20 protein-coding genes and 2 pseudogenes are annotated in these 24,519 nt (G+C 64.8%); 19 read left to right on the plus strand and 3 right to left on the minus strand.

Going from position 1 to position 24,519, the window contains the following annotated elements; genetic code table 11:
* The 7 genes from ACSQ24_RS16845 to ACSQ24_RS16875 all read left to right on the plus strand — a co-directional run bounded on the left by ACSQ24_RS16845 (position 1) and on the right by ACSQ24_RS16875 (position 7,348).
* The gene (locus tag ACSQ24_RS16845) at positions 1 to 1,428 is read left to right on the plus strand and encodes an FAD-binding oxidoreductase (protein ID WP_436095787.1); all 1,428 of its coding nucleotides are present in this window, start codon (positions 1 to 3) and stop codon (positions 1,426 to 1,428) included.
* 121 nt (positions 1,429 to 1,549) lie between these two features.
* On the plus strand, positions 1,550 to 2,398 hold the full coding sequence (locus ACSQ24_RS16850; RefSeq protein WP_436095788.1) for a transporter substrate-binding domain-containing protein: 849 nt from the start codon (positions 1,550 to 1,552) through the stop codon (positions 2,396 to 2,398).
* A 103-nt stretch (positions 2,399 to 2,501) separates the two neighbouring features.
* Positions 2,502 to 3,167: an amino acid ABC transporter permease gene (locus ACSQ24_RS16855; protein ID WP_436095789.1), complete on the plus strand. Its 666-nt coding sequence runs from the start codon at positions 2,502 to 2,504 to the stop codon at positions 3,165 to 3,167.
* A gap of 4 nt (positions 3,168 to 3,171) precedes the next feature.
* Positions 3,172 to 3,939 carry an amino acid ABC transporter ATP-binding protein gene (locus ACSQ24_RS16860; protein ID WP_436095790.1) on the plus strand — a complete coding sequence of 256 codons (768 nt, stop codon included), beginning with the start codon at positions 3,172 to 3,174 and terminating at the stop codon, positions 3,937 to 3,939.
* 9 nt (positions 3,940 to 3,948) lie between these two features.
* Entirely contained in the window at positions 3,949 to 5,226 is a 1,278-nt protein-coding gene (locus ACSQ24_RS16865; RefSeq protein WP_436095791.1) for an NAD(P)/FAD-dependent oxidoreductase, read from the plus strand.
* Positions 5,223 to 6,191: an ornithine cyclodeaminase family protein gene (locus ACSQ24_RS16870; protein WP_436095792.1), complete on the plus strand. Its 969-nt coding sequence runs from the start codon at positions 5,223 to 5,225 to the stop codon at positions 6,189 to 6,191. Before ACSQ24_RS16865 ends, ACSQ24_RS16870 begins: the two co-directional genes overlap by 4 nt.
* Positions 6,188 to 7,348, plus strand: a complete 1,161-nt coding sequence (locus tag ACSQ24_RS16875) for an alpha-hydroxy acid oxidase (protein WP_436095793.1) — start codon at positions 6,188 to 6,190, stop codon at positions 7,346 to 7,348. The genes ACSQ24_RS16870 and ACSQ24_RS16875 overlap by 4 nt, the downstream gene beginning before the upstream one ends.
* Positions 7,349 to 7,502: 154 nt before the next feature.
* Here ACSQ24_RS16875 and ACSQ24_RS16880 read toward each other — a convergent pair.
* Together ACSQ24_RS16880 and ACSQ24_RS16885 are read right to left on the minus strand one after the other, a co-directional pair.
* Positions 7,503 to 7,824 (minus strand): annotated as a pseudogene (locus ACSQ24_RS16880) (DDE-type integrase/transposase/recombinase); the annotation flags it as partial.
* Between the two features lie 40 nt (positions 7,825 to 7,864).
* Positions 7,865 to 7,924: pseudogene (locus tag ACSQ24_RS16885) on the minus strand (hypothetical protein); the annotation flags it as partial.
* A 385-nt stretch (positions 7,925 to 8,309) separates the two neighbouring features.
* Here ACSQ24_RS16885 and ACSQ24_RS16890 point away from each other — a divergent pair.
* The 6 genes from ACSQ24_RS16890 (at position 8,310) to ACSQ24_RS16915 (ending at position 15,579) form a co-directional block, all read left to right on the plus strand.
* Positions 8,310 to 9,899, plus strand: a complete 1,590-nt coding sequence (locus ACSQ24_RS16890) for an ABC transporter substrate-binding protein (protein WP_436095794.1) — start codon at positions 8,310 to 8,312, stop codon at positions 9,897 to 9,899.
* A complete protein-coding gene (locus tag ACSQ24_RS16895) occupies positions 9,884 to 10,939 on the plus strand; it encodes an ABC transporter permease (protein ID WP_436095795.1) in 1,056 nt (351 codons plus the stop codon). Before ACSQ24_RS16890 ends, ACSQ24_RS16895 begins: the two co-directional genes overlap by 16 nt.
* Complete coding sequence (locus ACSQ24_RS16900; protein WP_436095796.1) at positions 10,932 to 11,807, plus strand: ABC transporter permease; 876 nt, start codon at positions 10,932 to 10,934, stop codon at positions 11,805 to 11,807. The genes ACSQ24_RS16895 and ACSQ24_RS16900 overlap by 8 nt, the downstream gene beginning before the upstream one ends.
* A 1-nt stretch (position 11,808) precedes the next feature.
* Positions 11,809 to 13,479: a dipeptide ABC transporter ATP-binding protein gene (locus ACSQ24_RS16905; RefSeq protein WP_436095797.1), complete on the plus strand. Its 1,671-nt coding sequence runs from the start codon at positions 11,809 to 11,811 to the stop codon at positions 13,477 to 13,479.
* Positions 13,469 to 14,377 carry a PHP domain-containing protein gene (locus ACSQ24_RS16910; protein ID WP_436095798.1) on the plus strand — a complete coding sequence of 303 codons (909 nt, stop codon included), beginning with the start codon at positions 13,469 to 13,471 and terminating at the stop codon, positions 14,375 to 14,377. Before ACSQ24_RS16905 ends, ACSQ24_RS16910 begins: the two co-directional genes overlap by 11 nt.
* Before the next feature lie 356 nt (positions 14,378 to 14,733).
* Positions 14,734 to 15,579, plus strand: coding sequence for an EamA family transporter (locus ACSQ24_RS16915; protein WP_436095799.1), 846 nt, complete (start codon positions 14,734 to 14,736; stop codon positions 15,577 to 15,579).
* A gap of 2 nt (positions 15,580 to 15,581) precedes the next feature.
* On the opposite strand, the gene ACSQ24_RS16920 is transcribed toward ACSQ24_RS16915, so the two are convergent.
* Complete coding sequence (locus ACSQ24_RS16920) at positions 15,582 to 16,475, minus strand: LysR substrate-binding domain-containing protein (protein WP_436095800.1); 894 nt, start codon at positions 16,473 to 16,475, stop codon at positions 15,582 to 15,584.
* A gap of 105 nt (positions 16,476 to 16,580) precedes the next feature.
* Here ACSQ24_RS16920 and ACSQ24_RS16925 point away from each other — a divergent pair, with 105 nt between their 5' ends.
* The 6 genes from ACSQ24_RS16925 to ACSQ24_RS16950 all read left to right on the plus strand — a co-directional run bounded on the left by ACSQ24_RS16925 (position 16,581) and on the right by ACSQ24_RS16950 (position 24,499).
* Positions 16,581 to 17,726 carry a 2-aminoethylphosphonate--pyruvate transaminase gene (locus ACSQ24_RS16925; protein WP_436095801.1) on the plus strand — a complete coding sequence of 382 codons (1,146 nt, stop codon included), beginning with the start codon at positions 16,581 to 16,583 and terminating at the stop codon, positions 17,724 to 17,726.
* Positions 17,727 to 17,736: 10 nt separating this feature from the next.
* The gene (phnA, locus tag ACSQ24_RS16930; RefSeq protein ID WP_436095802.1) at positions 17,737 to 18,990 is read left to right on the plus strand and encodes a phosphonoacetate hydrolase; all 1,254 of its coding nucleotides are present in this window, start codon (positions 17,737 to 17,739) and stop codon (positions 18,988 to 18,990) included.
* Between the two features lies 1 nt (position 18,991).
* Entirely contained in the window at positions 18,992 to 20,443 is a 1,452-nt protein-coding gene (gene phnY, locus ACSQ24_RS16935; protein ID WP_436094717.1) for a phosphonoacetaldehyde dehydrogenase, read from the plus strand.
* Positions 20,444 to 20,550: 107 nt separating this feature from the next.
* Positions 20,551 to 21,570 (plus strand): putative 2-aminoethylphosphonate ABC transporter substrate-binding protein, encoded by a 1,020-nt coding sequence (locus ACSQ24_RS16940; protein WP_436095803.1) that lies wholly within the window; start codon positions 20,551 to 20,553, stop codon positions 21,568 to 21,570.
* Between the two features lie 125 nt (positions 21,571 to 21,695).
* Positions 21,696 to 22,787: a putative 2-aminoethylphosphonate ABC transporter ATP-binding protein gene (locus ACSQ24_RS16945; protein WP_436095804.1), complete on the plus strand. Its 1,092-nt coding sequence runs from the start codon at positions 21,696 to 21,698 to the stop codon at positions 22,785 to 22,787.
* Entirely contained in the window at positions 22,784 to 24,499 is a 1,716-nt protein-coding gene (locus ACSQ24_RS16950; RefSeq protein WP_436095805.1) for a putative 2-aminoethylphosphonate ABC transporter permease subunit, read from the plus strand. Before ACSQ24_RS16945 ends, ACSQ24_RS16950 begins: the two co-directional genes overlap by 4 nt.
* Positions 24,500 to 24,519 lie beyond the last annotated feature (20 nt).

The following is a 24,519-nucleotide window of genomic DNA, read 5'->3' on the forward strand; positions in this document are numbered from 1 at the left end:
GTGCTCGCAGAGCTTCGCAGCATCGTCGGCGACAAGGGGCTGATCACCGATCCGGCGGAGATGGAGCCGTGGATCACCGATTGGCGCCAACGCCGTCGCGGCCGAGCGCTCGCCATTGTCCAGCCGGCCTCGACGCAGGAGGTCTCCGCCATCGTCGCGCTCTGCGCTGCTGAACGCCAGCCGATCTTTCCACTGGGCGGCAATACCGGACTGTGTTTCGGCGCCGTCCCCGAAAGCGACCGGCAGGACAAGCCCGGCATTGTGCTGTCCCTCCGCCGCCTGAACCGCATCCGCGCCATCGACCGCGCGACGGGTATTGCAATGGTAGATGCCGGTGTCGTGCTCGGCGATCTCCACAATGCTGCGATCGAAGCGGGGCGACAGTTCCCGCTGCATCTCGGCAGCGAGGGCAGCGCCCAGATCGGCGGGCTGATCTCGACCAATGCCGGTGGTACCGGCGTCGTCCGCTACGGCCCGATGCGCGATCTGGTCGCCGGGCTCGAGGTGGTGCTGCCCGACGGGCGGGTGCTCGCGGACCTTGCGGCGCTGCGCAAGGACAACACCGGCTACATGCTGCGCCACCTCTTCATCGGCGCGGAAGGAACCCTCGGCATCATCACCGGCGCAGCGCTGAAGCTGCATCCGCAGACGCCGAACACGGCCCATGCCTGGGTCAGCGTCGTCGATCCCGCCGCAGCGGTCGCCTTGCTGGCAGCCCTGCAGGATCGGGCCGGCTCCTACATCCAGGCCTTCGAACTGGTCTCGGCCTCGCAATTCGAGCTGGTGCGCCGGCATGCCGAACGGGCACGCTTCCCGTTCGCGGATATCCCGGCCTGGTCGGTTCTGATCGAACTCGGCAGCGAGGATGCGACCACGGCACTCCCCGCCATTCTCGAGGAGGTCGTCGGCGCCTCGCTGGAGAGCGGCGGCACTCTCGATGCCGTCGTCGCGACCTCCGAGCAGCAGGCGTCGGAGTTCTGGCACATCCGGCATTCGGTGTCCGAGGCCAACAAGAAGGAAGGCATCGGCATCGTCCTGGACGTCGCCGTGCGCTCATCGGATGTCGCGCCCTTCATCGCTGCGGCCGATGGGGTCGCGGCCGAGCGCTATCCGCAGGCGGTAACGCAGGTCGTCTGCCATCTCGGCGATGGCAATGTGCACGTGATCCTGATGTTCCAGCGCGATTTCTGGGCCTCGCTGCCGGACGATGAGGCCTTTGCCCTCGACGTCGAACGCGCGATCCATGACGTCGCCGCCCGTTTCGGCGGCACCTTCAGTGCGGAGCACGGCGTCGGCCGCAAGCTGACTGAGGAGCTCGAGCGCCTCGCCGATCCGCTGCGCTACGAGCTGATGAACAAGGTCAAGGCGCTGTTCGATCCGCAGAACCTGATGAATCCGGGCGTCCTGCTGGCGCCGAAGGCCGCCTGAGGACGACGAGATTGCGCTGCAGCCCTCGGTGAGGGGCTGCAGCTCACGAAAGCCCGCCGGGGAAGCGGGGCCTGCTCACCGACAATACGAGGTTGCACCTCATCACAACGGGAGAAAGACCATGACGACGCGCAGGGATCTGGCAGGGCTCATCGGCGCCGGCGCAGTTGCCGCCACCGCTCTCACATTGACCGCCAACCGGGCAGACGCACAGGCTGCCGCCAAGAACACGTTCGACCGCGTCGTCGCCAACAAGAAGTTGCGCCTCGGCGCCGTCACCTCCTCGGCACCCTGGTTCATGAAAGACCCGGCGAGCGGCAAATGGGGTGGCCACTTCTACACCATCGGCGCGGCCCTCGCCGCCGATATGGAGGTCGAGCTCGAGCTCGTCGAGACGACCTGGGGCAATGCGGTGCTCGATCTCCAGGCCGACAAGATCGACATCATGTTCGGCCTCAACCCAACGCCGAAACGCGCCATGGCGGTTGATTTCTCCACCACCGTCTACGACAGCGCGCTGGTGGTGATCGCCAAGCCCGGCTTCGAACCGAAGAGCTGGGCCGACATGAACAAGCCCGAGGTGAAAATCTCGGTGGACGTCGGCTCGGCGCACGACCAGATCGCCAGCAAGCTCTGCTCCAAGGCGCAGATCTCACGGTTCAAGACCATCAACGAAGCCATGCTGGCGCTGCGCAGTGGCCGCGTCGACGCGCAGTGCATCTTCTGGATGGGCGGCGTGCGCGCGGTGAAGGCCGATCCGGCGCTTGGCAAGGTGATCGTGCCGCAGCCCTTCTTCGGCTCGACTTCGAATGCCGCCTTCCGCCGCGAGACGGACAAGACCTGGCGCGATTTCGTCAACACCTGGATCGTCTATGCACGCGGCCTCGGCCTCGTCCGCGAGGCCGTCGTCGGCAGCCTGGAGCAGGTCGGAGTGACCCCGGAGGATCTTCCAGCCGGCATCACACTCTAAGCTTCGCTCGGCGTTCCGCGCCCCGCGCGGAACGCCGATTGACCCGCATTCCCGCAGACGGCCTCGCACACGGGGCCGCGAGCCGAATGCCAACGGGGTGGGCATGGAATACACTTGGAACTTCGACATCGTCTGGAGCTACCGCTGGATCTTCCTGACCGGGACCGGCGTGACGATTGGCATCACGATCGCGGTGGTGGTGCTCGGGCTGATCGCCGGACTCGTCGCCGGCATGGCCCAGCTTGCGCGCTCGCCGGTACTGCGCTGGCTGTCCTGGGCGTATATCGAGATGTTCCGGCTCACCCCGCTGCTCGTGCTGCTGCTCTGGTTCTACTATGCGCTGCCGATCGTCACTGGCATCAAGCTCGACGCGCTGACCGCCTCGATCGTCACCCTGACCCTCTACGGCGGATCCTTCTATGCCGAGATCATCCGAGGCGGCATCGTCTCGATCGATTCCGGCCAGTCGGAGGCCGGCCTGGCGCTGGGCATGACACCGGCGCGCGTGATGCGCCGCATCGTGTTGCCCCAGGCGATCAAGCGGATGATTCCGCCGCTGATGAACCAGTCGATCATCCAGTTCAAGAACACCTCGCTCGTCTCGGTGCTCGCCGTGCCGGATCTGCTCTATCAGGGACAGGTGGCGGCCATGGACACTTACCGCGCACTCGAGGTCTACACGGTGATCGCCGCGATCTACGTCATCGTGCTGCTGCCGCTGACGGCAATCGTCAAACGAGCCGAAAAGCGGCTCGCCCAAAGCAATTGAGGCGATGGCGATGAGCTACAAGATCGAGGTCTCCGGCCTGCGCAAGAGCTTCGGCTCGCTGACGGTCCTGCGCAATATCAACCTCAAGGTCGAATCCGGTCAGGTCGTGGCGCTGATCGGCCCTTCCGGCTCCGGCAAGTCGACTCTGCTGCGCTGCCTCAACCTGCTCGTCATGCCCGAGGGCGGGAATATCCGGATCGGCAAGGACAGCTTCACTTTCGGCGACGGCTCGAAGCTGCCGGCGATCCGCGAGCAGGCGCGCTTCCGCTCCAACACAGGGATGGTCTTCCAGCACTTCAACCTTTTCCCGCACATGACGGTCGTCGAAAACGTCATGGAGGGGCCCATCTCGGTAAAGGCGATGCCAAAGCGGCAGGCCGGGGAACTCGCGCGCAAGCTGCTCGACAAGGTGGGGCTCAGCGACAAGGTCGACGCCTTTCCCAACAAACTCTCGGGCGGTCAGAAACAGCGCGTCGCTATTGCGCGTGCGCTCGCCATGGAGCCGGAGGTCATGCTCTTCGACGAGGCGACCTCGGCGCTCGACCCGGAACTCGTCGGCGAGGTGCTCGGCGTCATGCGCGATCTTGCCGGCGAAGGCATGACCATGATCATCGTCACCCATGAGATCGGCTTCGCCCGCGAGGTCGCTGACCGCGTCGTCTTCATGCGCGACGGTGTCATCGTCGAAGAAGGGCCGGCACGCGAGGTGATCGGCGAGCCGAAACAGGAAGCGACCAGGGCGTTCCTCAGCCATTTCCACAATCGCGACTGAAACAAGCGCATGCCGGAGCAAGGACCTCTGACTGTTGCGGTCATCGGCACCGGCATCGTCGGGCTGTGTGCCGCGCTGGAGATCCAACGCGCCGGCCATCATGTCCTGCTCATCGAGCCGGGCGAGCCCGGCGGCCGGCAAGCGGCGTCCTACGGCAACGCGACCTGGATCAACCCGGGCGCGATCATGCCGATCTCGCTGCCCGGTCTCTGGCGCAAGGTGCCGGGCTTCCTCTTCGATCGAACCGGGCCTTTCACGGTACGCTGGCGCGATCTGCCGCAGCTTGCCGGCTGGCTCGCGCAATTCGTCGCGGCCGGCCGCGATTGGGAGCGCATCGCGCTCTGCGCGCGCCAGCGCTACCCGCTGTGCCGGGACACGGTGAGCTCCCACAGGACCTATGCAGCCGAAGCCGGCGCCAGCCACCTCATCCGGCAGGAAGGGCTGATTTATGTCTATCCGGACCGGAGCGCCTTTACAGCCGAAAGTCGCATCTGGTCGATGCGTCGGGAATTCGGAATCCGCTTTAGCGAGATCGAGGAGTCCGAGCTCCGCCGCCTGCAACCAGCGCTGTCGCCCGCATACAGCTTCGGCGCCCGGCTGGACGATGCCGGCCAGATCGCCGATCCCGGCGCCTATTGCGCCGCCCTCGCCCGGCTTCTCGAGGCGCGCGGCGCCGAACGTTTCGCGACCCGCGCCATCGGCTTCGTCATCGAAGGCAGCAGGCTGAACGCCGTCGCGACCGACCGAGGTGCCCTCGCTTGCGACTGCGCCGTCATCGCAGCCGGAATCGGCTCGGACGCCTTGGCCCGGCTCGCCGGAGATCGCGTGCCGCTGATCGCCGAGCGCGGCTATCATGTCATCATTCCCGAGCCTGGCGTGGAACTCGGCGCCGGGTTGATGCCGTCGGACGGCCAGATGGGCGTGGTCTCGACGCCGCAAGGCTTGAGGATTGCTGGACAGGTCGAGCTCGCCGATCCCACCGCTCCTCCCGACTGGCGCCGAGCCGACATCCTGTTGGGTTATGCCCGCAAGATGTTTCCCGAACTGGTGGAACGCTTCGATGCCGCTCGGGTAGACCGCTGGATGGGCAACCGCCCCTCGACGCCCGATGGTCTGCCCTGCATCGGCCTTGCCTCGGCTTCGAGCGACATCGTGCATGCCTTCGGCCACGCCCATACCGGGCTGACTCAGGCTCCCGCAACGGCGAGACTTGTGGCGGCGCTGATCGATGGCCAGGAACCACCCTTCGATCCCGCTCCCTATTCCGCACGGAGGTTCGCCCGATGAGCGAGCACCTGCTCTATCTCTCGCGCAGCGATGTGAAGGCGCTCGCGATCGATCCCGGCCAAGCGCGCGAGGCCGTGCTCCAGGCCTTTCGCGACCATGCCGCAGGCACAAACCAGAGCCTGCCCAAGAATGGGCTCATGCTTGGTCCTGGCCACGGTTTTCAGGCGATGACCGCAGCCTCGCAGGCGGACGGAGTCGCGACCCTGAAATGGGTCTCGATGGCCCCGGTGGCCTCGGATAGCCCGGTTCCGGGCATCAATGCCCTGATCTGCGTCAGCGACTATGAAACCGGCGCGCCCCTTGCCGTACTCGACGGCGACGAGATCACGCTCGTGCGCACCGCTGCGCTTTCGGCGGCGGCCGCCTCCCGCATGGCGCCAAGCGCGCCCGCTACCATCGGGTTCGTCGGTTGCGGACTGCAGGCTTATGCCCATCTCGCCGCCTTCCTCGATCTCTATCCGGGCCTTACCGCGGTCCTGGCGTTGAGCCGCAGCCGGTCGTCGGCAGAACGCTTCGCGCAAGCTGCCTCCGCCCGCGGCCTCACCAGCGAGATCGTGACGGATGCAGGCACTCTGCTCGGCCGCAGCGACATCATCATCTCGATGGTGCCGGGCGCACCCGGCCTGAAACCCTTCCTCGACGCCCGCCTGATGCGGCCGAACGCCTTCGCTGCGGCCGTCGACATCGGGCGCAGCTGGATTCCGGATGGTCTCCCTGCCTTCGACGTGCTGGCGACCGACAGCCTCGCACAGTCGCAGGCGCCCTATGACGTCGACGGCAATCCCGTGACGACCGTCACCTTCGGCCATGACCTCGTCGAACTCGCCGGCACCGCCCATCCGACGGCGCGCGGCGCGCGCTCCTTCTTCTGCTTCCGCGGCTTCGCGCTGGCCGATCTCGCCCTCGCCCACCTCGTCGTCAGCCGCGCCCGCGAACGCGGCATTGGAACCATGCTGCCGCGATGACCGCCAAGCCTGCCTTCGGCCATATCCTCAACGTCGCCGATGCCCGTCGCGCCGCCGCCCGCCGCCTGCCGCGCGGGCTGTTCGAATATATCGACCGCGGTAGCGAGGACGAGGTCGCGATCGCCGCGAACCGCAGGCAGCTTGACGCGATCCGACTCGCGCCCAAGGTGCTGGTCGACGTGTCGCGGCCGTCCACGGCGGTCGAAATCCTCGGCCAACGCTTGTCGCTCCCACTGGTCGTCGCGCCCACGGCGGTGGCCGGCCTCGTCTGGCATGATGGCGAGATCGCGCTCGCGAAAGCGGCAGCGCAAGCCGGCATCCCATTTTGCGTCTCGACCCAATCGATCACCGCAATCGAACGCATCGCGGCGGAGTCCGGCGCCCGGCTCTGGTTCCAGCTTTATGTCTGGCAGAACCGGCAGCGCATGCTGGGGCTGCTCGATCGCGCCCGGGCGGCGGGCGCTGAGACGCTCGTGCTCACCGTCGACACGGCCGTCGGCCCCAACCGGGAGTACAATACCCGCAACGGCTTCGGGATTCCGCTCAAGGCGTCCTGGCGCGCCGGGATCGATGTCGCACTGCATCCGCGTTGGGCCATTGGCGTGATGCTACGGGCGCTGGCGACGGGCGGCGTGCCGACCTATGCGCACTATCCCGAGGAGTTCCGCACGAAGCTCGGCCGGGTCACGTTGTCCGACGAGGTCGCCCTGGCAGCGGATGTCACCTGGGAGGATGTGAAGCTGCTGCGGCGGCATTGGCGCGGCAAGCTCGTGCTCAAGGGCATTCTGCGTGTCGACGATGCGCTCGCGGCGGCCTCGCATGGCTGCGACGCCATCGTCGTGTCGAACCACGGCGCCCGCAATCTCGATTGCGCAATCGGCCCGACGGAGGTTTTGCCGGCGATAGCCGACGAAGTCGGTGATCGCATCGAGATCCTGGCGGATGGCGGTGTGCGCCGCGGCGCGGACATTGCGCGCTTCCTCGCCCTGGGAGCACGAGGTGTCCTTGTCGGCCGCGCGCCGCTATTTGGCCTCGCGATCGGCGGGGCCGATGGTGCGAGCCACATCCTCGACATGCTCTCCGTGGAGCTGAGGAGGACGATGGCGTTCCTGGGCGCGCCCGACATCGCCAGTGCTGCTCGGGCTCGCCTCGCTTAGAGCTCTCACTAACGGCGATCGTATCCGACGTGCTCCCCATTTTCCTACCGGTCATAAGTTAGGTCCGGCTGGGTTTTGGTCCGCGGGGGACCGGCTGGCGAACATCGACGGCGAGAGGCGGCCGAGGCTCGTATGGGGTCTGACGGTGTTGTAGTCCCGGCGCGATGTAGTGCCATTCGATGGCGGCTTCGTCGCAGAAGCGCAGGATCGCCCGGCTGACCAGCTCGGTGCCGTTGTCCGACACGATCATGCAGGGGCGGCCGCGGCGAGCGATGACCTCATTGAGCTCGCGCACCACGGGCGCCGGGGAGCGAGGTGTTGACCACCGCCGCCAGGCACTCACGGGTGAAGTCGTCGGCGATATTCAGCACCCGGAAGCGCCGACCATCGTTCAGAGCATCCGACGCGAAGTCGAGGCTCCAGCGCTGGTTCGCCCCCTGCGGGACGGCTGTCGGTGCCCTTGTGTCGAGCGTCCGAGGTCCCGCGGTTGCGACACAGGTCAGCGGTCTTCATCCCCGCCTCGTGCTCCTTCAGCACCGAAATGATCTGCTCTTCGCTGAAACGGCTGCGCCGCATGGTCCTTCTCCTGATCGAAGGACCCAACTTATCCGTGCCCGGGATTCACCGCACTCTCCAATGGTGGAAGCATCTTTCGGGTGCAAGGCCGAGCTCATTATCTGCCGGCGCTGCGAACCAGCGGCTCCGCGATCCGGACGCCTCGCAAGCCTCCGCCTCGGCTTTTCATCCTGTTGTCACATCCGATGGACAGCATAAAAAACATAGAAGAATCCTATGAATTGCATAGGAACTTCGTATTTGAGCTCTTCCATGGCGCGCGTAGAATTTCATGAGGAAACGCTCAGATACAACATAAAAATAATGCCATCGGGACGCCCCCGGCGGCCAAAGAGAATCTGTTGTCGGAAATCGACTCGTCGATGCGGTTTTGCGGGGGGACTAAATGAACATCGTATCGAAACGGGGATTCTTACAACTTATCGGTTTCAGTGCCGCGGCAGTCGGAACCCAGTCAATACTTGATATAGAGGCTCTTGCTGCAGATTCTATTCCGGATTGGGCCAGGCTTCCGCAGGGCGCCAGCCCGAAAAGCGGCGGCAAGCTCGTCTATGGCCAGACCTACCCCAATTGGGCGGTCGGGACGTCGAACAACGGCAAGCATCCTTATTTCTGGATTGATCTGCTGACCCGCTCGATCTGGAACTGCCTGATCTGGATCGACCACGATTTCAATCTCAGGGGCGAGCTGGCGGAAAGCTGGGCGCCCGTCGATGAAGCGCTGAAGATCTGGGACTTCAAGCTGCGCGAAGGCGTGATGTTCCACAACGGCAAGGAGATGACGTCGGAAGACGCGGTCGCGTCGATCAACGCTCACATTGCCCAGAAAGGCAGCTCCTTCATCAACAAGTGGTTCGACAGGGTCGAAGCGCGTGGAAAATATGGCCTGCGTTTTGTCCTGAATGCGAGCTACGCCGAATGGCCCTACGCGCTCGCCGAATACCGGATCGTGATCGTTCCGGCCGCCGCGCCCGATCTCATCTTGGCGGATGGTGTCGGTACCGGCCCCTTCAAGCTCGTCCAGGTCGACAATCGCCGCGGCTTCCAGGCCATCCGCAATGAGAACTACTGGCTGAAGGGCCGTCCCTTCGTCGACGAGATCGAAGGTTACATCGTCAATTCGCAAACGGCGATCAACGGGTTCCGATCAGGCCAGTTCAACGCGGTCTTCAACATCGATCCGACGACGGCCGGGCAGTATGAGAGCGCGGGAGGGAAAATTCACAAGTCAAAAGGTGGCGATCAGTTCCTCCTGAGCCTCCCCAAGAATCTTAATCTGATCTGGAATGATCCCCGTATCCGCGAAGCAATCAGTCTTTCCATTGATCGCGATGCCATCAACAAGATCATCTACAACGATCCTGGAACATGGGTCGGCAACGATACTCATATGTCGGGCATCAATCCGGAGTTCTCCGCTCGCGAGAAGCCCCACGACGTCCAGCGGGCGAAAAAGCTCATGGCGGAGGCCGGGCATCCAAACGGCCTGACTCTGCCCGCCATCGTCTTCTGTGCATCGTTCCCGGAAGAACCGCGGATCATGGCGATCGTCACGCAATCGCTGAAGCAGGCCGGGATCAATGTCGAGCTTCGCGAAATACCCGCGGACGGCTTCGACGCATATGTGAAGCAGGTGAATGCGCCGGTTGGCCGCCCTGCCAGATCGCTGGTGGGACCCCGCAATCCGGCGATCAACCTCGGGCGCTTCATCACGAACCCGACCGAGGCGGCGGGCTGGGCCGGAGCGAAATACGACGCCTTCGTCGCGCTCTACGAGCGGACGATTTCCGAGCCGAACGATGTGAAACGCTTGGACATGTACAAGGAGCTCCAGCGCATCGTCCAGTCGGATACGCCTGCCATCATGCTTGGCGGCCGCCGCAACATGCTCGCGCATTCACCCAAAGTACAAAACCTCAGATCGCACTCGCAGAACTGGAGCAGCCGCTTCGACGATGTGTGGATCACGGCCTGAGCGCACAGCGGAGGTGCATTCTGCCGGCTCTGCCGTTCCCGCACACGCTAGGGGCGACGAATATGGCGCGGATTATCACGATGATGGGAAGAAGGCTTGCGCTTTCCTTCTTCATTCTGAGCCTGACAGCTTTGATCGTGTTTCTCGGCACCGAAGTGCTGCCGGGCGATGCGCTTACAGCCACTGTTCCTGCGGAAGAACTTGCCTTCTATTCGTCCGAGCAGATCGCCGACATGCGCCGGGAGTACGGACTGGATCGACCGGTCTATGTTCGCTTCCTCGAAGTGTGGCAGCGACTGTTCACGCTGGATTTCGGCTCGACCATCGTCAAGCGTGAGCCGGTCTTCGACCGCATTCTCCATCCGATGATCAATTCCGCCATCCTCGCCGGGGTGGCGCTGGCAGTCATGCTCGGCGCCGTTATCGTGCTCGGCGTGCTCGCGAGCCTCAAGCCGGGCAGGCGCCTCGACAACGCCATCAGCGGCACGACGCTGTTCACCTATTCCATGCCGGATTTCGTGGTCAGCAACATCTTCGTGATCGTCTTCGCCGTTTGGCTGGGTCTGTCGCCGGCAGTGATCTTCGCGCCGACCGACGCGCCCAAGCTCGCCATCCTGGCCGCCGCGATCCTTCCGGTGATCGCGCTCTGCGTTCACGGCGCGGCCTATCAGTTCCGGCTGCTACGCACCGGCATGATCGAGGCGCTGAACAGCGACTATGCCGAGCGTGCGCAATTGGCGGGCGTTCCCGCTTGGCGGATTGGCATTCAGCACGCTCTCCCGTCCGCGATGATCCCGATGCTCAACGGCACAGCAGTCTTCGTCGCCGCGCTCTTGTCCAATTCCGTGGTCGTCGAAGCCGTCTTCAAGTTTCCGGGCGTGGGGAGCGAATTGCTGCGCGCCTTGGCCCAGCGGGAAATCCCGATCATCCAGGCGATCGCCTTCCTGGCTGCCCTGGCGGTGATCGCGGCCAACCTCATCGCGGACCTCGCCGTTCTGGCGCTCGATCCGCGGGTCCGCACGAGCGCCCGTCATGGCTGACACCCTCGCTCCCGCCTCCGAAACGCCGTCGGCGCGACGCCCATCACCGCTCAGGCGTGCCCTGTCGGAGCCCGCGACCGTGCTCGGCACGATCCTCGTCGCCGCGCATCTGTTCCTGGCCCTGTTCAGCCCGCTGATCGCTCCCAACGATTCCAGTGCTTTGGTTGCCGGGCCGCTCCAGAGACCGTCCTGGGAATTCCTAATGGGGACCGACCAGATTGGGCGAGATTATTTCAGCCGGATCATCGAAGGGGGCCGGGTTGCGCTCCTGGTCTCATTCTGCGGCGTCGCCATCGCCCTTGCGGTCGGGACCTTCCTCGGCGTGCTGGCGGGGTATGTCGGCGGGTATTTCGACGAGTTCATCATGCGTTTCGTGGACGCGATGATGTCGATCCCGGAAATCATCCTGATCGCCATCCTGACACTGGCGCTCGGTAAGGACATCGGGGCCCTCATTCCCGTGGTGGCGGTAGTCTACACTTGGGGCGTCGTGCGCGTGATGCGCGCCAAGACGATCAGCATCTCGACGCTCGACTTCGTGCGCGCCGCCGAATTGCGCGGGGAAACCCGCTTCGCCATCATGCTGCGCGAGATCCTGCCGAACCTGACCGGGCTCCTGGGCGTCGAACTTGCCGTGCGCGTGTCCTCGGCCGTGCTGCGCATCAGCGCGCTGTCCTTCCTCGGCCTCGGCATCAGCCAGCCGACACCGGATTGGGGCCTCATGGTGCAGGAGGCCATGGGGGTCGTCTTCACCGACCCCTGGTTCCTGCTCCTGCCCGCCATCATGCTCTCCACCTTGATCATCGGGGTGAATTTCATGGTCGACGGTTTTGCGCGCTCCTTCGGCATCGCCTCCACGGAGCTTTGACATGCCCGCACCCCCGCATATCGAGGTGCGAGACCTCAAGCTCGTCTACAAGACCGGTCCGAAGACGGAGACGGCCGCCGTCGACACGGTGAGTTTCTCCATCGGCAAGGGCGATACGCTCGGCATCGTCGGCGAGAGCGGTTGTGGCAAATCCTCTTTGGCCCGCGTCTTTCTCGCCTACACGCGGCCGGGGGCGCGGATCGCCGGAGGCAGTCTCCGCGTCGCTGGGCTCGACGTGCTGAAGCTCCGACCGGACCAGCTTCTCGATTATCGCGGGCGGCAGGCGGCAATGGTGTCGCAGAATCCGCTGTCTTCACTGACCCCGCACCTGACCATCGGCCAGCATCTCGTCGAGCTCATCCGGCTGCACAAAGCGGCCGGTGGCCGGACGTCGAAGGAGAAGGCGCTCGAGCTGCTGGCGGCAATGGAGCTGCCCGATCCGGCCAACATCTACGACCGCTATCCGCACCAGCTCTCCGGCGGGCAGCGGCAACGTGTCGTCATCGCGGCCGCGCTGGTGGCGGAACCGGAGCTCATCATCCTCGACGAGCCGACCACCGCGCTGGACAAGACGGTCGAGTCGCAGGTGCTCGACCTCGTCAGCCGGTTGCAGAAGCGTACCGGCACGACATTGATCTATGTCAGCCACGACCTCAACGTGATCGCCCGCATGTGCGAGCGTGTCCTCGTTATGAAGGACGGCAAGGTCCTGGAAGACGGGCCGACCAGCGAGGTGTTCACGCATCCCAAGACAGACTATGCGCGAACACTGATCGCGGCCATTCCGAAACTTCAAACCAGCAAGCCCTCCAACGTCACTTCGCTTCACGGTCAAAGCGCCGCACTGTCGATCGAGAATCTCGACTTTTCCTATGCGCGCCCGCCCGGCTGGAACCCGCTGCGGCGCCTGTTTCCGGCCCCGGCCCTGCCGCCGACGCTTGCGGACATCTCGCTGTCGGTACCATCCGGCACCACGCTCGGGGTAGTCGGGGAATCCGGAAGCGGCAAGTCGACGCTGGCCGCGCTCGTGGCCGGTCTCGTCGCCGGCAATAGCGGCGAGATCCGGTTCGATGGGAGGCCCTTGTCCGGGCTCGCCCCGCAGCGCGACCGCGAGCTGCGCCGGCGCGTCCAGATGATCTTCCAGGACCCGGCCTCCTCGCTCAATCCCCAGCATACAGTGGAGCAGATCATCGCCCGGCCGCTGCAGATCTTCTTCGGCATCACCCGCGCAGCGGCGCGCGACCGCACGGTCGAGTTGCTGGCGGAGCTCGGCCTCGGCTCAACGTTCCTCAGCCGTTCGCCGCGCCAGCTCTCAGGCGGCCAGCAGCAGCGCGTCGCCATTGCCCGCGCCTTCGCCGGCAAGCCGGATCTCGTGCTCTGCGACGAAGTCACCTCAGCGCTCGACGTGACGGTGCAGGCCTCCGTCCTCAATGTGATGAAGCGCCTGCAGCGAGAGTACGGAACGACCTATCTCTTCATCTCGCACGACCTGCCGGTGGTCGCCGAGATGTCGGACCAGATCCTCGTGCTCGAGAAGGGGCGCATCCGCGACTACGGCGAAACGGCCGCCGTGCTGAGCGCTCCATCCTCCGACTACACGAGAAATTTGCTGGCGGCCTTTGCAACCGCCTCGCAGCAACTCGCACACAGGACATTGAAGCATGCAAGTTGAGGCTTTCGCCGCGCCGGGACGCTTTTACCGGGGCAATCTCCATACGCACTCGACGCGCTCCGACGGGAAGCTCGCGCCAGAAGAAGTGTGCAAGCGCTATCGGGAGCGCGGATACGACTTCATCTGCCTCTCCGATCACTTCCTGGAGCATTACGATTATCCGATCGTCGACACGACCGCTTATCGGACCGATGGCTTCACCACGATCCTCGGTGCGGAATGTCACGCTCCTGCGACCGAGCGGGGCGAGAAATGGCATATTCTCGCCGTGGGCCTCCCTCTCGATTTTCCGAGGAACCTGGATGGCGAAACAGGCCCGCAGATCGCGCAGCGCTGCCTCGATACCGGCGCCTTTGTCGCAATCCCCCACCCCGAATGGTATGGGCTGACCGCGGCCGATGCCGCCTCGATACCGGGCGCGCATGCCGTCGAAGTCTACAACCATACGAGCCAGGTCCTGAACGGACGCGGCGGCGGCTCCTATTATCTCGACGACATCCTCAACACCGGCCGGCGCATCAATGCGCTCGCCTGCGACGATGCTCACTGGGTCGTCGAAGCCGACAGCAACAGAGATGCCTTCGGCGGCTGGGTCATGGTCAAGGCCGAGACCAACGAGCCAGGAACGCTGGTCGAGGCGCTGAAGAAAGGTCACTACTATTCCAGCCAGGGACCAAGCATCGAGAATGTCGTCGTCGATGGCGATGTCGTCGCGATCGCGTGCTCACCGGCCTTCCAGGTTTCGCTGGTCGGACGCGGCTCGAAGAACGAGAAGCTATCGGGCCTTAGGATGACATCGGCGCGCTTGCCCTGGCGCAAGTTCGAGGGCGACTGGTGCAGGATCGTCGTGATCGACGAGACCGGGAAGATCGCCTGGTCGAATCCATTCTACCCATGACGTCGGCCAGTCGATGGTGATCGATAGCGCCAGCCATCGGCTCATTTCTCGACAATCATCGACGTGAAACTGAGGCCGTCCGCTTCGGCGGCCGCCTTGCGCGAGCCAGTCGGCCAGCGCCAACATTGCGCTGGCAAAGCATTTCGGATGCTGTAAAGCGCCCAGCTTGACAAGCCGCGCTGTCGAACGGGCCCTCGGGAGGCCGTCACGCCTACGTGGGAAGCGACCTTGGACCGCTCAGATGTCTTTGCGTCGAAAGGACCGTCAGACTTGGCGACTGCATTTCAAGATCGCTATGGCCGGCGAAATGGCCGCGAGCACCGGGGAGATGCGCTGTCGAAGGGCGGGACGCAGACATGAGTCTGACGATTTTTCTGATCGTCCTCGTGGCGGCAGCGATGCATGCGGGCTGGAACGCCTTCGTCAAGCTCAGGCTCGAGCCGATCCTGGCGATGACACTGATCTCCCTCACTGCGGGGCTTTTCGCTTTCCCGGCGTTGCTGATGACGGGCTTGCCCAGGATCGAGGCGTGGCCCTGGCTGGTCGCATCGCTGATCTTCCATCTCGGCTACTATATCGGCCTGGCTGAAGCCTATCGCCGCGCCGAGATGAGTCAGATCTATCCGCTGGCGCGGGGTGGGGCGCCGCTCCTCACGACAGCGGTCGGTGTGGCCTTCTTCGGCGAGCGTCTTGCACCGTTGCAACTGGGGGCCATTGGCCTGCTCGGGATCGGCATCATGCTGATATCGATCCTGGGGCGCCGGCGCGGCAGCGCTTTCGACCCCGTCGCACTCGGCTTTGCCGCTCTCGCCGCGGTCATGATCAGCGGCTATACCCTCGTCGACGGGCTCGGCGCCCGCGCCGCGGGGGATCCTCATGCGTACTCGGCAGCGCTGTTCGTCATCGACGCCATTCCGCTGTTCGCCTACGTCGCCCTGCGGCGCGGGAAGGAAGGTCTGACGGCGATGCGCCCATTCTGGCTGCAGGGCACGGCCGGCGGCGCCTTGGCCCTCGGCGCCTATTGGATCGCAATCTGGGCGATGACGGTGGCGCCGATCCCGCTCGTCGCGGCCGTGCGCGAAAGTTCGGTGCTGTTCGCCGCCTTGATCGCCTTTCTCTGGCTCAAGGAACCGCTGCAGGCTTCACGGCTTGTCGCCTGTGGCTTCATCGTCGCCGCGCTCGCGCTTATGCGGATCGCCTGAATTCACCGCGCCCGTTCCGCTTCGGCGGTGACGAACTCCTGAACGGTCTCGAAGAAGCCGCGCACCAGCGGTATGCGTCGCCGCTCAGCGCGGCAAACCGCATATTCGCCGACCGCCAGATCGACCCCGCTGACGATGAGCCGCTTCAGAAGCGGATCGGGCCTGAACTCGGCATCGAAGGTCACGCCAACGCCGAAGCCGGCGGCGACGGCCTCGCGAACCGCCTCGCGCGACTGCACCTCGAGCAGATTGGCCGGCTTGATCCCAGCCTCGGAGAGGCGGGCTTCGAACGTCTCGCGCGTGATCGAGCCGCGCTCGCGCAGGACAAGATCCTGGCCGACGAAAGCTTCGATCGGAATGCTGTCGCGTTCCGCCAATGAGTGACTGCTCGAGACGAAGGCGACCAGACGATCCGAGCGCAATTTCACCGTATGAAGGCGCGGATCCGAGCTTTGCCGAGCGGTAATCGCCACGTCGGCAGAGAAGTCCATGATCTGATCGATGACTTCGGACGAGTTTCCGATCGTCAGGGAGAAAGTCAGCCCAGGGTACCTGTCACGCATACGCGCTAGCGCGGCCATGACATGCGTTGCGCTGTCGGCCGCGATGCGCAGATGGCCGCGCTGCAGCGTTCGGGTGCCGGCGAGCAAAGACTGAGCCTCGTCCTGCGCCGCAAATAAGCGGGCCGTTATGACGAAGAGGCTCTGGCCAAGTGGGGTGAGCCTGATCTGCCGGCCAACCCGGTCGAACAGCCGCACGCCATAAGAGTCCTCGAGTGCGCGTACCTGCGCCGACAATGTCGGCTGGCTGACATGGCGTGCCTTGGCCGCGCCAGTGAAGCTTTCCGCCTCCGCCACCGCATGGAAGGCTGCAAGCCCGGAATAGCTGACCGCCATATCATAGATCCTATCTATAGAAGATATGGAAACGATGTATTGGAACTATGTCAACCGCAGTCATAGCGTTGGGTTCACCCGCTGCAACGACACCGCGAGACCCTCATGGCCCAAGCCCGTCGCCCCGCCTCGTCCGAGACTGGTGATCCTCTCCTGCTGACGCCTGGCCCGCTGACCACGAGCAGGGCCGTGAAAGAAGCCATGGTGCATGACTGGGGCTCGCGCGATGCGACCTTCGTGGGCATCAACAAGGCGGTTCTCGAGGAGCTTCCCAAGATCATCCATGGCGGCGAGGACTTCGTCACCGTGCCGATGCAGGGTTCCGGCACCTTCGCCGTCGAAGCCATGCTGACGACTTTCGTGCCGCGTGACGGCAAGATCCTGGTGCTGATCAACGGCGCCTATGGCCAGCGCGCCAAGCGCATCCTGGAGATCGCCGGTCGCGCCGTCGTTGTGCACGAAACCGCCGAGGACACGCCTCCGGACCTTGCAGAGATCGACCGCATGCTGATCGCCGACGCCGGCATCACCCACGTCTTCACGGTCCATTGCGAGACGACCAGCGGTATCCGCAACCCGGTCGAGGCGATCGCGGCCTTAGCCAAGCGCCATGGCCGCCGGCTGCTGATCGACTCGATGAGCGCCTTCGGCGCCCTGCCGCTCAATAGCCGCGAGGTCTATTTCGACGCGGTCGCGGCCTCGTCCAACAAGTGCATCCAGGGCGTGCCAGGCCTCGGCTTCGTCATCACCCGCAAGAGCGCGCTCGCCGAGACCAAGGGCAATGCCACGACGCTGGTGCTCGATCTCTACGATCAGCACGCGGGCTTCGAGCGCACCGGTCAGTACCGCTTCACCCCGCCGATCCACGTCATCGTTGCTTTCCATGCGGCGCTGCAGGAGTTCTGGGCGGAAGGCGGCGTCGCGGGGCGCGGCGAACGCTATGCCGACAATGCCCGCATCCTGATCGAAGGCATGGAAGGGCTCGGCTTCCGGACGCTGCTGCCCGCGATTCGACAAGCGCCGATCATCGTCACCTTCCATATGCCGGAAGACAAAAAGTTCGTCTTCCAGCGCTTCTACGATGCGCTGAAGGATGCCGGCTACGTCATCTATCCCGGTAAGCTGACGGTCGCCGATAGCTTCCGCATCGGCTGCATCGGCGCGCTCAGCTCGCAGGACATGCGAGCCTTCGTCGCCACCGTCTCCGATGTTCTCGCCGAAATGGGCGTCGGCCTGAAATCGGCCACCTGAGGAGTTCGTGATGAACATGTATTCGAAGGTCGGGTCTGACGTGGTCGTCAACGGCCGCAGCTATGGCCGGCCGCAACGCCCTACAGTTGTGATCTGCATGGACGGCTCGGAGCCGGCCTATATCGCGGCGGCGAGCGCCAAGGGGCTGACGCCGCATCTCGACCGGATCATGCGGACGGGGGCCAGCACCTACGCCTATTCGGTGATCCCGAGCTTCACCAACCCGAACAACCTCTCGATCATCACCGGCCGCCCGCCGGCCTGGCACGGCATCGCCGGCAACTTCTTCTACGACCGCGAGGCCAAGGAGGAGGTGATGATGAACGATGCCCGCTTCCTGCGCGCCCCGACCATCCTCGCCGCGTTCCAGCAGGCCGGCCTCAAGGTCGCGATGGTCACCGCCAAGGACAAGCTCAGGACCCTGCTCGGCAAGGGCCTCGACTTCGGTGCGGGCACCGCGATCGCCTTCTCCTCCGAGAAGGCCGACAAGGCCAATATGGTCGAGAACGGCATCGAGGATGTGCTCGGCTTCGTCGGCCTGCCGGTGCCCTCGGTCTATTCAGCCGCTCTCTCGCAGTTCGTCTTCGCCGCCGGGGTCAAGCTGCTGGAGACCTTCAAGCCCGACCTGATGTACCTCTCGACCACCGACTATGTGCAGCACAAGGCGGCGCCGGGCTCGGAGATGGCTGATGCCTTCTACGCCATGTTCGACGGTTACGTCGGCGAGCTCGACGCTCTCGGCTGCACGCTGGTGATCACCGCCGACCACGGCATGAACGACAAGCATCTGCCGAACGGCGAGCCCGATGTCGTCTATCTGCAGAGCCTGATGGACGAGTGGTACGGCAAGAGCGTGATGCGGGTGATCCTGCCGATCACCGACCCTTACGTCGTCCACCATGGCGCGCTCGGCTCCTTCGCCACGGTCTACCTGCCCGACGGCGCCAGCCAGGAAGAGGTCGCCGCCCGCATCTCCGGCCTCGACGGCATTGCGCTCGCGGTGACGGCTGCCGAGGCCTGCGAGCGCTTCGAGCTGCCGGCCGACCGGATCGGCGATGTCGTGGTGATCTCGACGCGGCAGAAGGTGATCGGCACCTCGCCCGACCGGCACGACCTCTCCGGCCTGACCGAGCCGCTGCGCTCGCATGGCGGCCTCACCGAGCAGCGCGTGCCGATGATCGCCAACCGGCCGATCGCCGTCCCGGAAGGCCGGACCCTGCGCAATTTCGACGTCTTCGACGTCGCCCTCAACCTGGTGAACTGAGATGAACGCGACCGTGAAGCCGCCGGTGCGGCGCGAGACGATGCGCATCGCCGGCAAGCTCGTCTCGACCGACGACATGGTCGAGGTCAGGAACCCCTATGACGACAGCGTCGTCGGCCTGGTGCCGGCGGCCCGGCCCGAGCATGTCCGCGAGGCCTTCGCCAAGGCGAAAGCCTTCAAGCCGACGCTGACCCGCTATGAGCGCCAGCGCATCCTGCAGAAGACGGCCGAACTCCTGTTCGCACGCAAGGAAGACTTCGCCCGGCTGATCACCGCCGAGGCCGGCCTGTGCTGGAAGGATTCGCTCTACGAGGCCAGCCGCGCCTACGATGTCTGGTCCTTCGCGGCCCAGCTCACCATCAAGGACGATGGCGAGATGTTCTCCTGTGACATCTCGCCGAACGGCAAGGCCCGCAAGATCTTCACCACGCGCCAGCCGCTGCTCGGGGTGATCTCGGCGATCACCCCGTTCAACCACCCGCTCAACATGGTCAGCCACAAGCTGGCCCCGGCGATCGCGACCAATAACCGCCTCGTGCTGAAGCCGACCGAGCTCACCCCGCTGACCGCGCTGGCGCTGGCCGACGTGCTCTACGAGGCCGGCCTGCCGCCGGAGATGCTCTCGGTCGTCACCGGCAATCCCTCGACCATGGGCGATGCGATGATCACCGATCCCGACGCCGACCTGGTGACCTTCACCGGCTCGGTCCGGGTCGGCAAGCACATCGCCGCGACGGCGGGCTACAAGCGCATCGTGCTCGAGCTCGGCGGCAACGACCCGCTGATCGTCATGGAGGACGCCGATCTCGACAAGGCGGCCGAGCTTGCCGTCACCGGCGCCACCAAGAACTCCGGCCAGCGCTGCACCGCGGTCAAGCGCATCCTGGTGGTCGAGAGCGTCGCCGACGCCTTTTCCAGGCTCGTGGTCGAGAAGGCGAAGACGCTCACATGCGGCGATCCGATGGACCCGGCCACCGATGTCGGCTGCGTCATCAACGCCCGCTCGGCCGCGCTCTTCCAGGCCAGGGTCGACGATGCCGTCAGCAAGGGCGCAAAGGTGCTCCACGGCAAGCGCGCCGAGGGCGCCCTCTTCCATCCGACCGTGGTCGACCACATCCCCTACACCTGCGAGCTCGTGCATGAGGAGACCTTCGGCCCGGTCATCCCGATCATCCGCGTGCCCGATGACATCGCCGAGGTCATCCGCATCTCGAATTCGACCGCCTACGGCCTCTCCTCCGGCATCTGCACCAACCGCTTCGACTACATCCAGCGCTTTGTCGCCGAGCTCGAGGTCGGCACCGTCAACCTCTGGGAGGTCCCCGGCTACCGCATCGAGATGTCCCCCTTCGGCGGCATCAAGGATTCCGGCCTCGGCTACAAGGAAGGCGTCGTCGAAGCCATGAAGTCCTTCACAAACGTCAAGACATGGTCAACCCCATGGACGGCGTGAGCAGCTGAGAATGCCAGGCGCAGGCGGCTCGACCCGCCTGCGTTTTCAACGATGGGGATCAAACGCCGAAAGAGCGCCAAACCGGATAACAACGAGGGGATGAGAACATGAAGAACTGGCTTGCTTCCTGCGTCATTGGCGCCTTCGCGCTCGCGCTTCCTGGCGCCGCCCAGGCTCAAAAAACCAAAGTGACGGTCTACACCGCCCTGGAGAACGACCAGCTCGGACCATTCAAGGCGTCGATCGAGAAGGCCGTGCCGGAAGCCGATGTGGTGTGGGTCCGCGACTCGACCGGCGTCATCACCGCCCGTTTCCTGGCGGAGAAGGACAATCCGCGGGCCGACATGGTGATGGGCCTGGCCGCATCGAGCTTGCTGATGTTCGAGAAGGCTGGCCTGCTCGAAACCTATAAGCCCGCCGGCGCCGATGCCTTGAAGCCGGTCTTCCGCGACGGCAACGAGCCCTACACCTGGACCGGCATGGACGCCTATCTCGGCGTCGTCTGCTTCAACACCGTCGAGGCCAAGGGCGTGGCGGTGCCGACCTCCTGGAAGGACCTGCTCAACCCGGCGCTCAAGGGCAAGATCGTGATGCCGCACCCGGCTTCGTCCGGCACCGGCTATCTGATGGTCGCCGGCTGGCTGCAAAGCATGGGCGAGGCCGAAGGCTGGAAGTTCATGGACGGCCTCCATGAGAACATGGCGGCCTATCTGCATTCCGGCTCCGCCCCATGCGTCCAGGCGGCGCGCGGCGAGCGCACCGTGGGCCTGGCACTCGACATGCGCGGCGCCGCGGAAAAGTCGAAGGGCGCGCCGATCGAGGTCGTGATCCCGAAGGAGGGGGTCGGCTGGGAGATGGAGGCCAGCGCCATCGTGAAGGGCAGCAAGAACCTCGCAGTCGCAAAGAAGATCGCCGACTGGTCGGCGAGCCAAGACGCTAACGTGATCTATTCCAAGACCTACGCCATCGTTGCCGCGCGCGGCATCGAAAACAAACCGGCCAACTATCCTGCCGATGCCGAGGCGGGGATGATCAGGAACGATCTCTCCTGGATGGCGGATAATCGCGAGCGCGTGCTCGCCGAATGGTCCAAGCGCTACGAGTCGAAGGCGGCGCCCAAGAACTGACGGCTACCGATCGCGCCCGGTCCGCTCAGGCGGATCGGGTGGCACGGCTTATGCGATACGCCGCGGACCAGGCTTGCCGGTATTCCGAGGTCGAATCGTCGCGCGCTCAGATGAAAGTCGGTAAGATGACCACGAACACGACTCCGTTTATCTCGATCCGCAAACTCGCCAAGAGCTTTGGCAGCTTCCAGGCTCTGCGCAGCATCGATCTCGACATCCGCCGCGGTGAGTTCGTCTGCTTCCTCGGCCCGTCCGGCTGCGGTAAGACGACCTTGCTGCGTGCGATCGCCGGTCTCGACCTGCAGGACAGCGGCAGCATCCAGATGGGCGGGCGCGACGTCTCTCGGGCGAGCCCGGCGGAACGCGATTTCGGGATCGTCTTTCAATCCTATGCGCTGTTTCCGAATCTGACGGTCATCGACAATGTCGGCTACGGCCTCGTCAACCGGCGTCGCCCGGCCGGCGAGATCAAGCGGCGCGTCGACGAGCTCCTTGCGCTCGTTGGTCTGCCCGAGCAGGGCAAGAAATATCCGATCCAGCTTTCGGGCGGACAACAGCAACGCGTGGCGCTAGCCCGCGCGCTCGCGACCGCGCCGGAATTGCTGCTGCTCGACGAGCCGCTTTCGGCGCTCGACGCCAAGGTCAGGCTCAGGCTGCGCGACGAGATGCGCTCGCTGCAGCAGCGCCTCGGCGTGACCACGATCATGGTGACGCACGACCAGGAAGAGGCGCTCGCCATGGCTGACCGCATCGTCGTGATGAGCGACGGGGCCGTCGAGCAGGTCGGCACGCCCGAAGAGATCTACCGTCGCCCGGGCACCCCGTTCGTTGCCGATTTTGTCGGCCATATGACCTTTCTCGACGCCGTCGTCACCGGGCCGGGCCAGGTACGTGTGGGCGAGCTCGACCTGCTCGTCGCCAATGCCGCGCCCTTCGCCGTGGGCACAACGGTGCGGCTCGCAATGCGCCCTGAGGAGGTCCGTACGCGCTCGATCACGGCCGAGACGCCCAACCGCTTCGAGGCGACGATCGGCGACTTGTCTTTCCTCGGCTCATATTGCCGGGCGCATCTGGAGCCGACGCATTCGCGCTCGACAAGGATCGCCGCCGATTTCTCGACCAATGCGATGCGCGACCTCGGCATCCTGCCGGGACAGGTGCGCGCAGTCGCCTTTCCGCCGGAGGCGCTGCACGTCTTCGCCGGGGGCGGACGATGAGCCACGCCGCAACACCGCTGGTGATGACGGATGCGGCCGTGAAGATGTCGCCGCCGCGGCTCAGCGAGCGCCATGTCGCCGGCGTGCTGATCCTGGCGCTGTGCGCCATCCTCGTCCTGATCATCGCCCTGCCGCTATGGGCACTGCTCTCCAAGAGTCTCGAGGATGTCGAAGGACGCTTCGTCGGGCTGGCGAACTTCGTCAGCTATGCCACGACACCGACGCTGCTCTCATCCCTGACCAACAGCGTGCTCGTCGCCAGCGTGACCACGGCGATCGTATTGCCGCTCGCCTTTCTCTACGCCTATGCGCTGCGACGCAGCTGCATTCCGGGCCGGGGCCTGTTCTATGCCGCGGCAATGGTGCCGGTCTTTGCGCCATCTCTGCTCTCCGGCCTCGCGCTGATCTACATCTTCGGCAATCAGGGCCTGCTCAAATCCTGGATGATGGGCGCCTCGCTCTATGGGCCAGTCGGTATCATCGCCGCCGAAGCGCTCTACAGCTTTCCCCACGCCGTCCTGATCCTCGTCACGGCCCTCAGCCTGTCGGATGGCCGGCTACGCGAGGCGGCCGAGGCGATGGGCACCACGCGCTGGCGCATCTTCCACACCATCACGCTGCCGGGCGCGCGTTACGGCGTGATCAGTGCGGCTTTCGTGGTCTTCACCCTGGTGATCACCGATTTCGGCATCCCCAAGGTGATCGGCGGGCAGTTCAGTGTGCTTGCGACCGACGCCTATCGCCAGGTCGTCGGCCAGCAGAACTTCCCGATGGGCGCCGTCGTCGGCATCATCCTCTTGGTGCCGGCAGTGCTCGCCTTCTTCGTCGATCGTGTCGTCCAGCGCCGCCAGAGCGCCATGCTCTCGGCCCGCGCGGTGCCTTATTCGCCGCGGCCCGACAGGCGCCGGGACCTTGCGCTCCTCGCCTTCGTCAGCGTGACGGCGCTCGCCATCGTCGGCCCCTACGGCATCGCGATCTGGGGCTCCTTCGTCAAATACTGGCCCTACAACCTGTCGCTGACGCTGAACAATTACGACTTCGCCGCAGTCGATCCCGAGGGTTGGTCGACCTATGGCAATTCGCTGCTGCTGGCCTCGCTGACGGCGGTGATCGGCACGGCACTGATCTTCATCGGGGCCTATCTGATCGAGAAGCTGAAGCTGTTCCCGCGCCTGCGCGCCTTCGCGCAATTCCTGGCGATGCTGCCGATGGCGGTGCCGGGGCTCGTGCTCGGTCTCGGCTACGTCTTCTTCTTCAACGCCGGCTGGAACCCGCTCGGTTTCCTCTACGGGACGCTGACGATCCTGGTGATCAACACCATCGCCCATTTCTACACCGTCGGGCACATCACCGCCCTGACCAGCCTGAAGCAGATCGACAGCGAGTTCGAATCGGTCTCCGCCTCGCTCAAGGTGCCGTTCTGGTCGACTTTTCGCCGCGTCACCGCGCCGATCTGCCTGCCGGCGATCCTCGACATCGCGGTCTACGTCTTTGTCAACGCGCTGACCACGGTCTCGGCCGTGATCTTCCTCTACGGCGCCGACACCAAACTCGCCTCGATCGCCATCGTCCACATGGACGAAGCCGGCGCCATCGCCTCGGCCGCGGGCATGGCAAGCGTGATCATGCTCACTGCCATCGGCGTGAAGCTCACCCATGTCGGGCTGGACCGGCTGGTGTTCGGCCGCCTGCAGCGCTGGCGCCAGCGCTAGCCCTGCAAGGGAGCGCCGCG

The organism is Allobosea sp. LjRoot237 (genome assembly GCF_964253285.1).
Classification (GTDB): domain Bacteria; phylum Pseudomonadota; class Alphaproteobacteria; order Rhizobiales; family Beijerinckiaceae; genus Allobosea.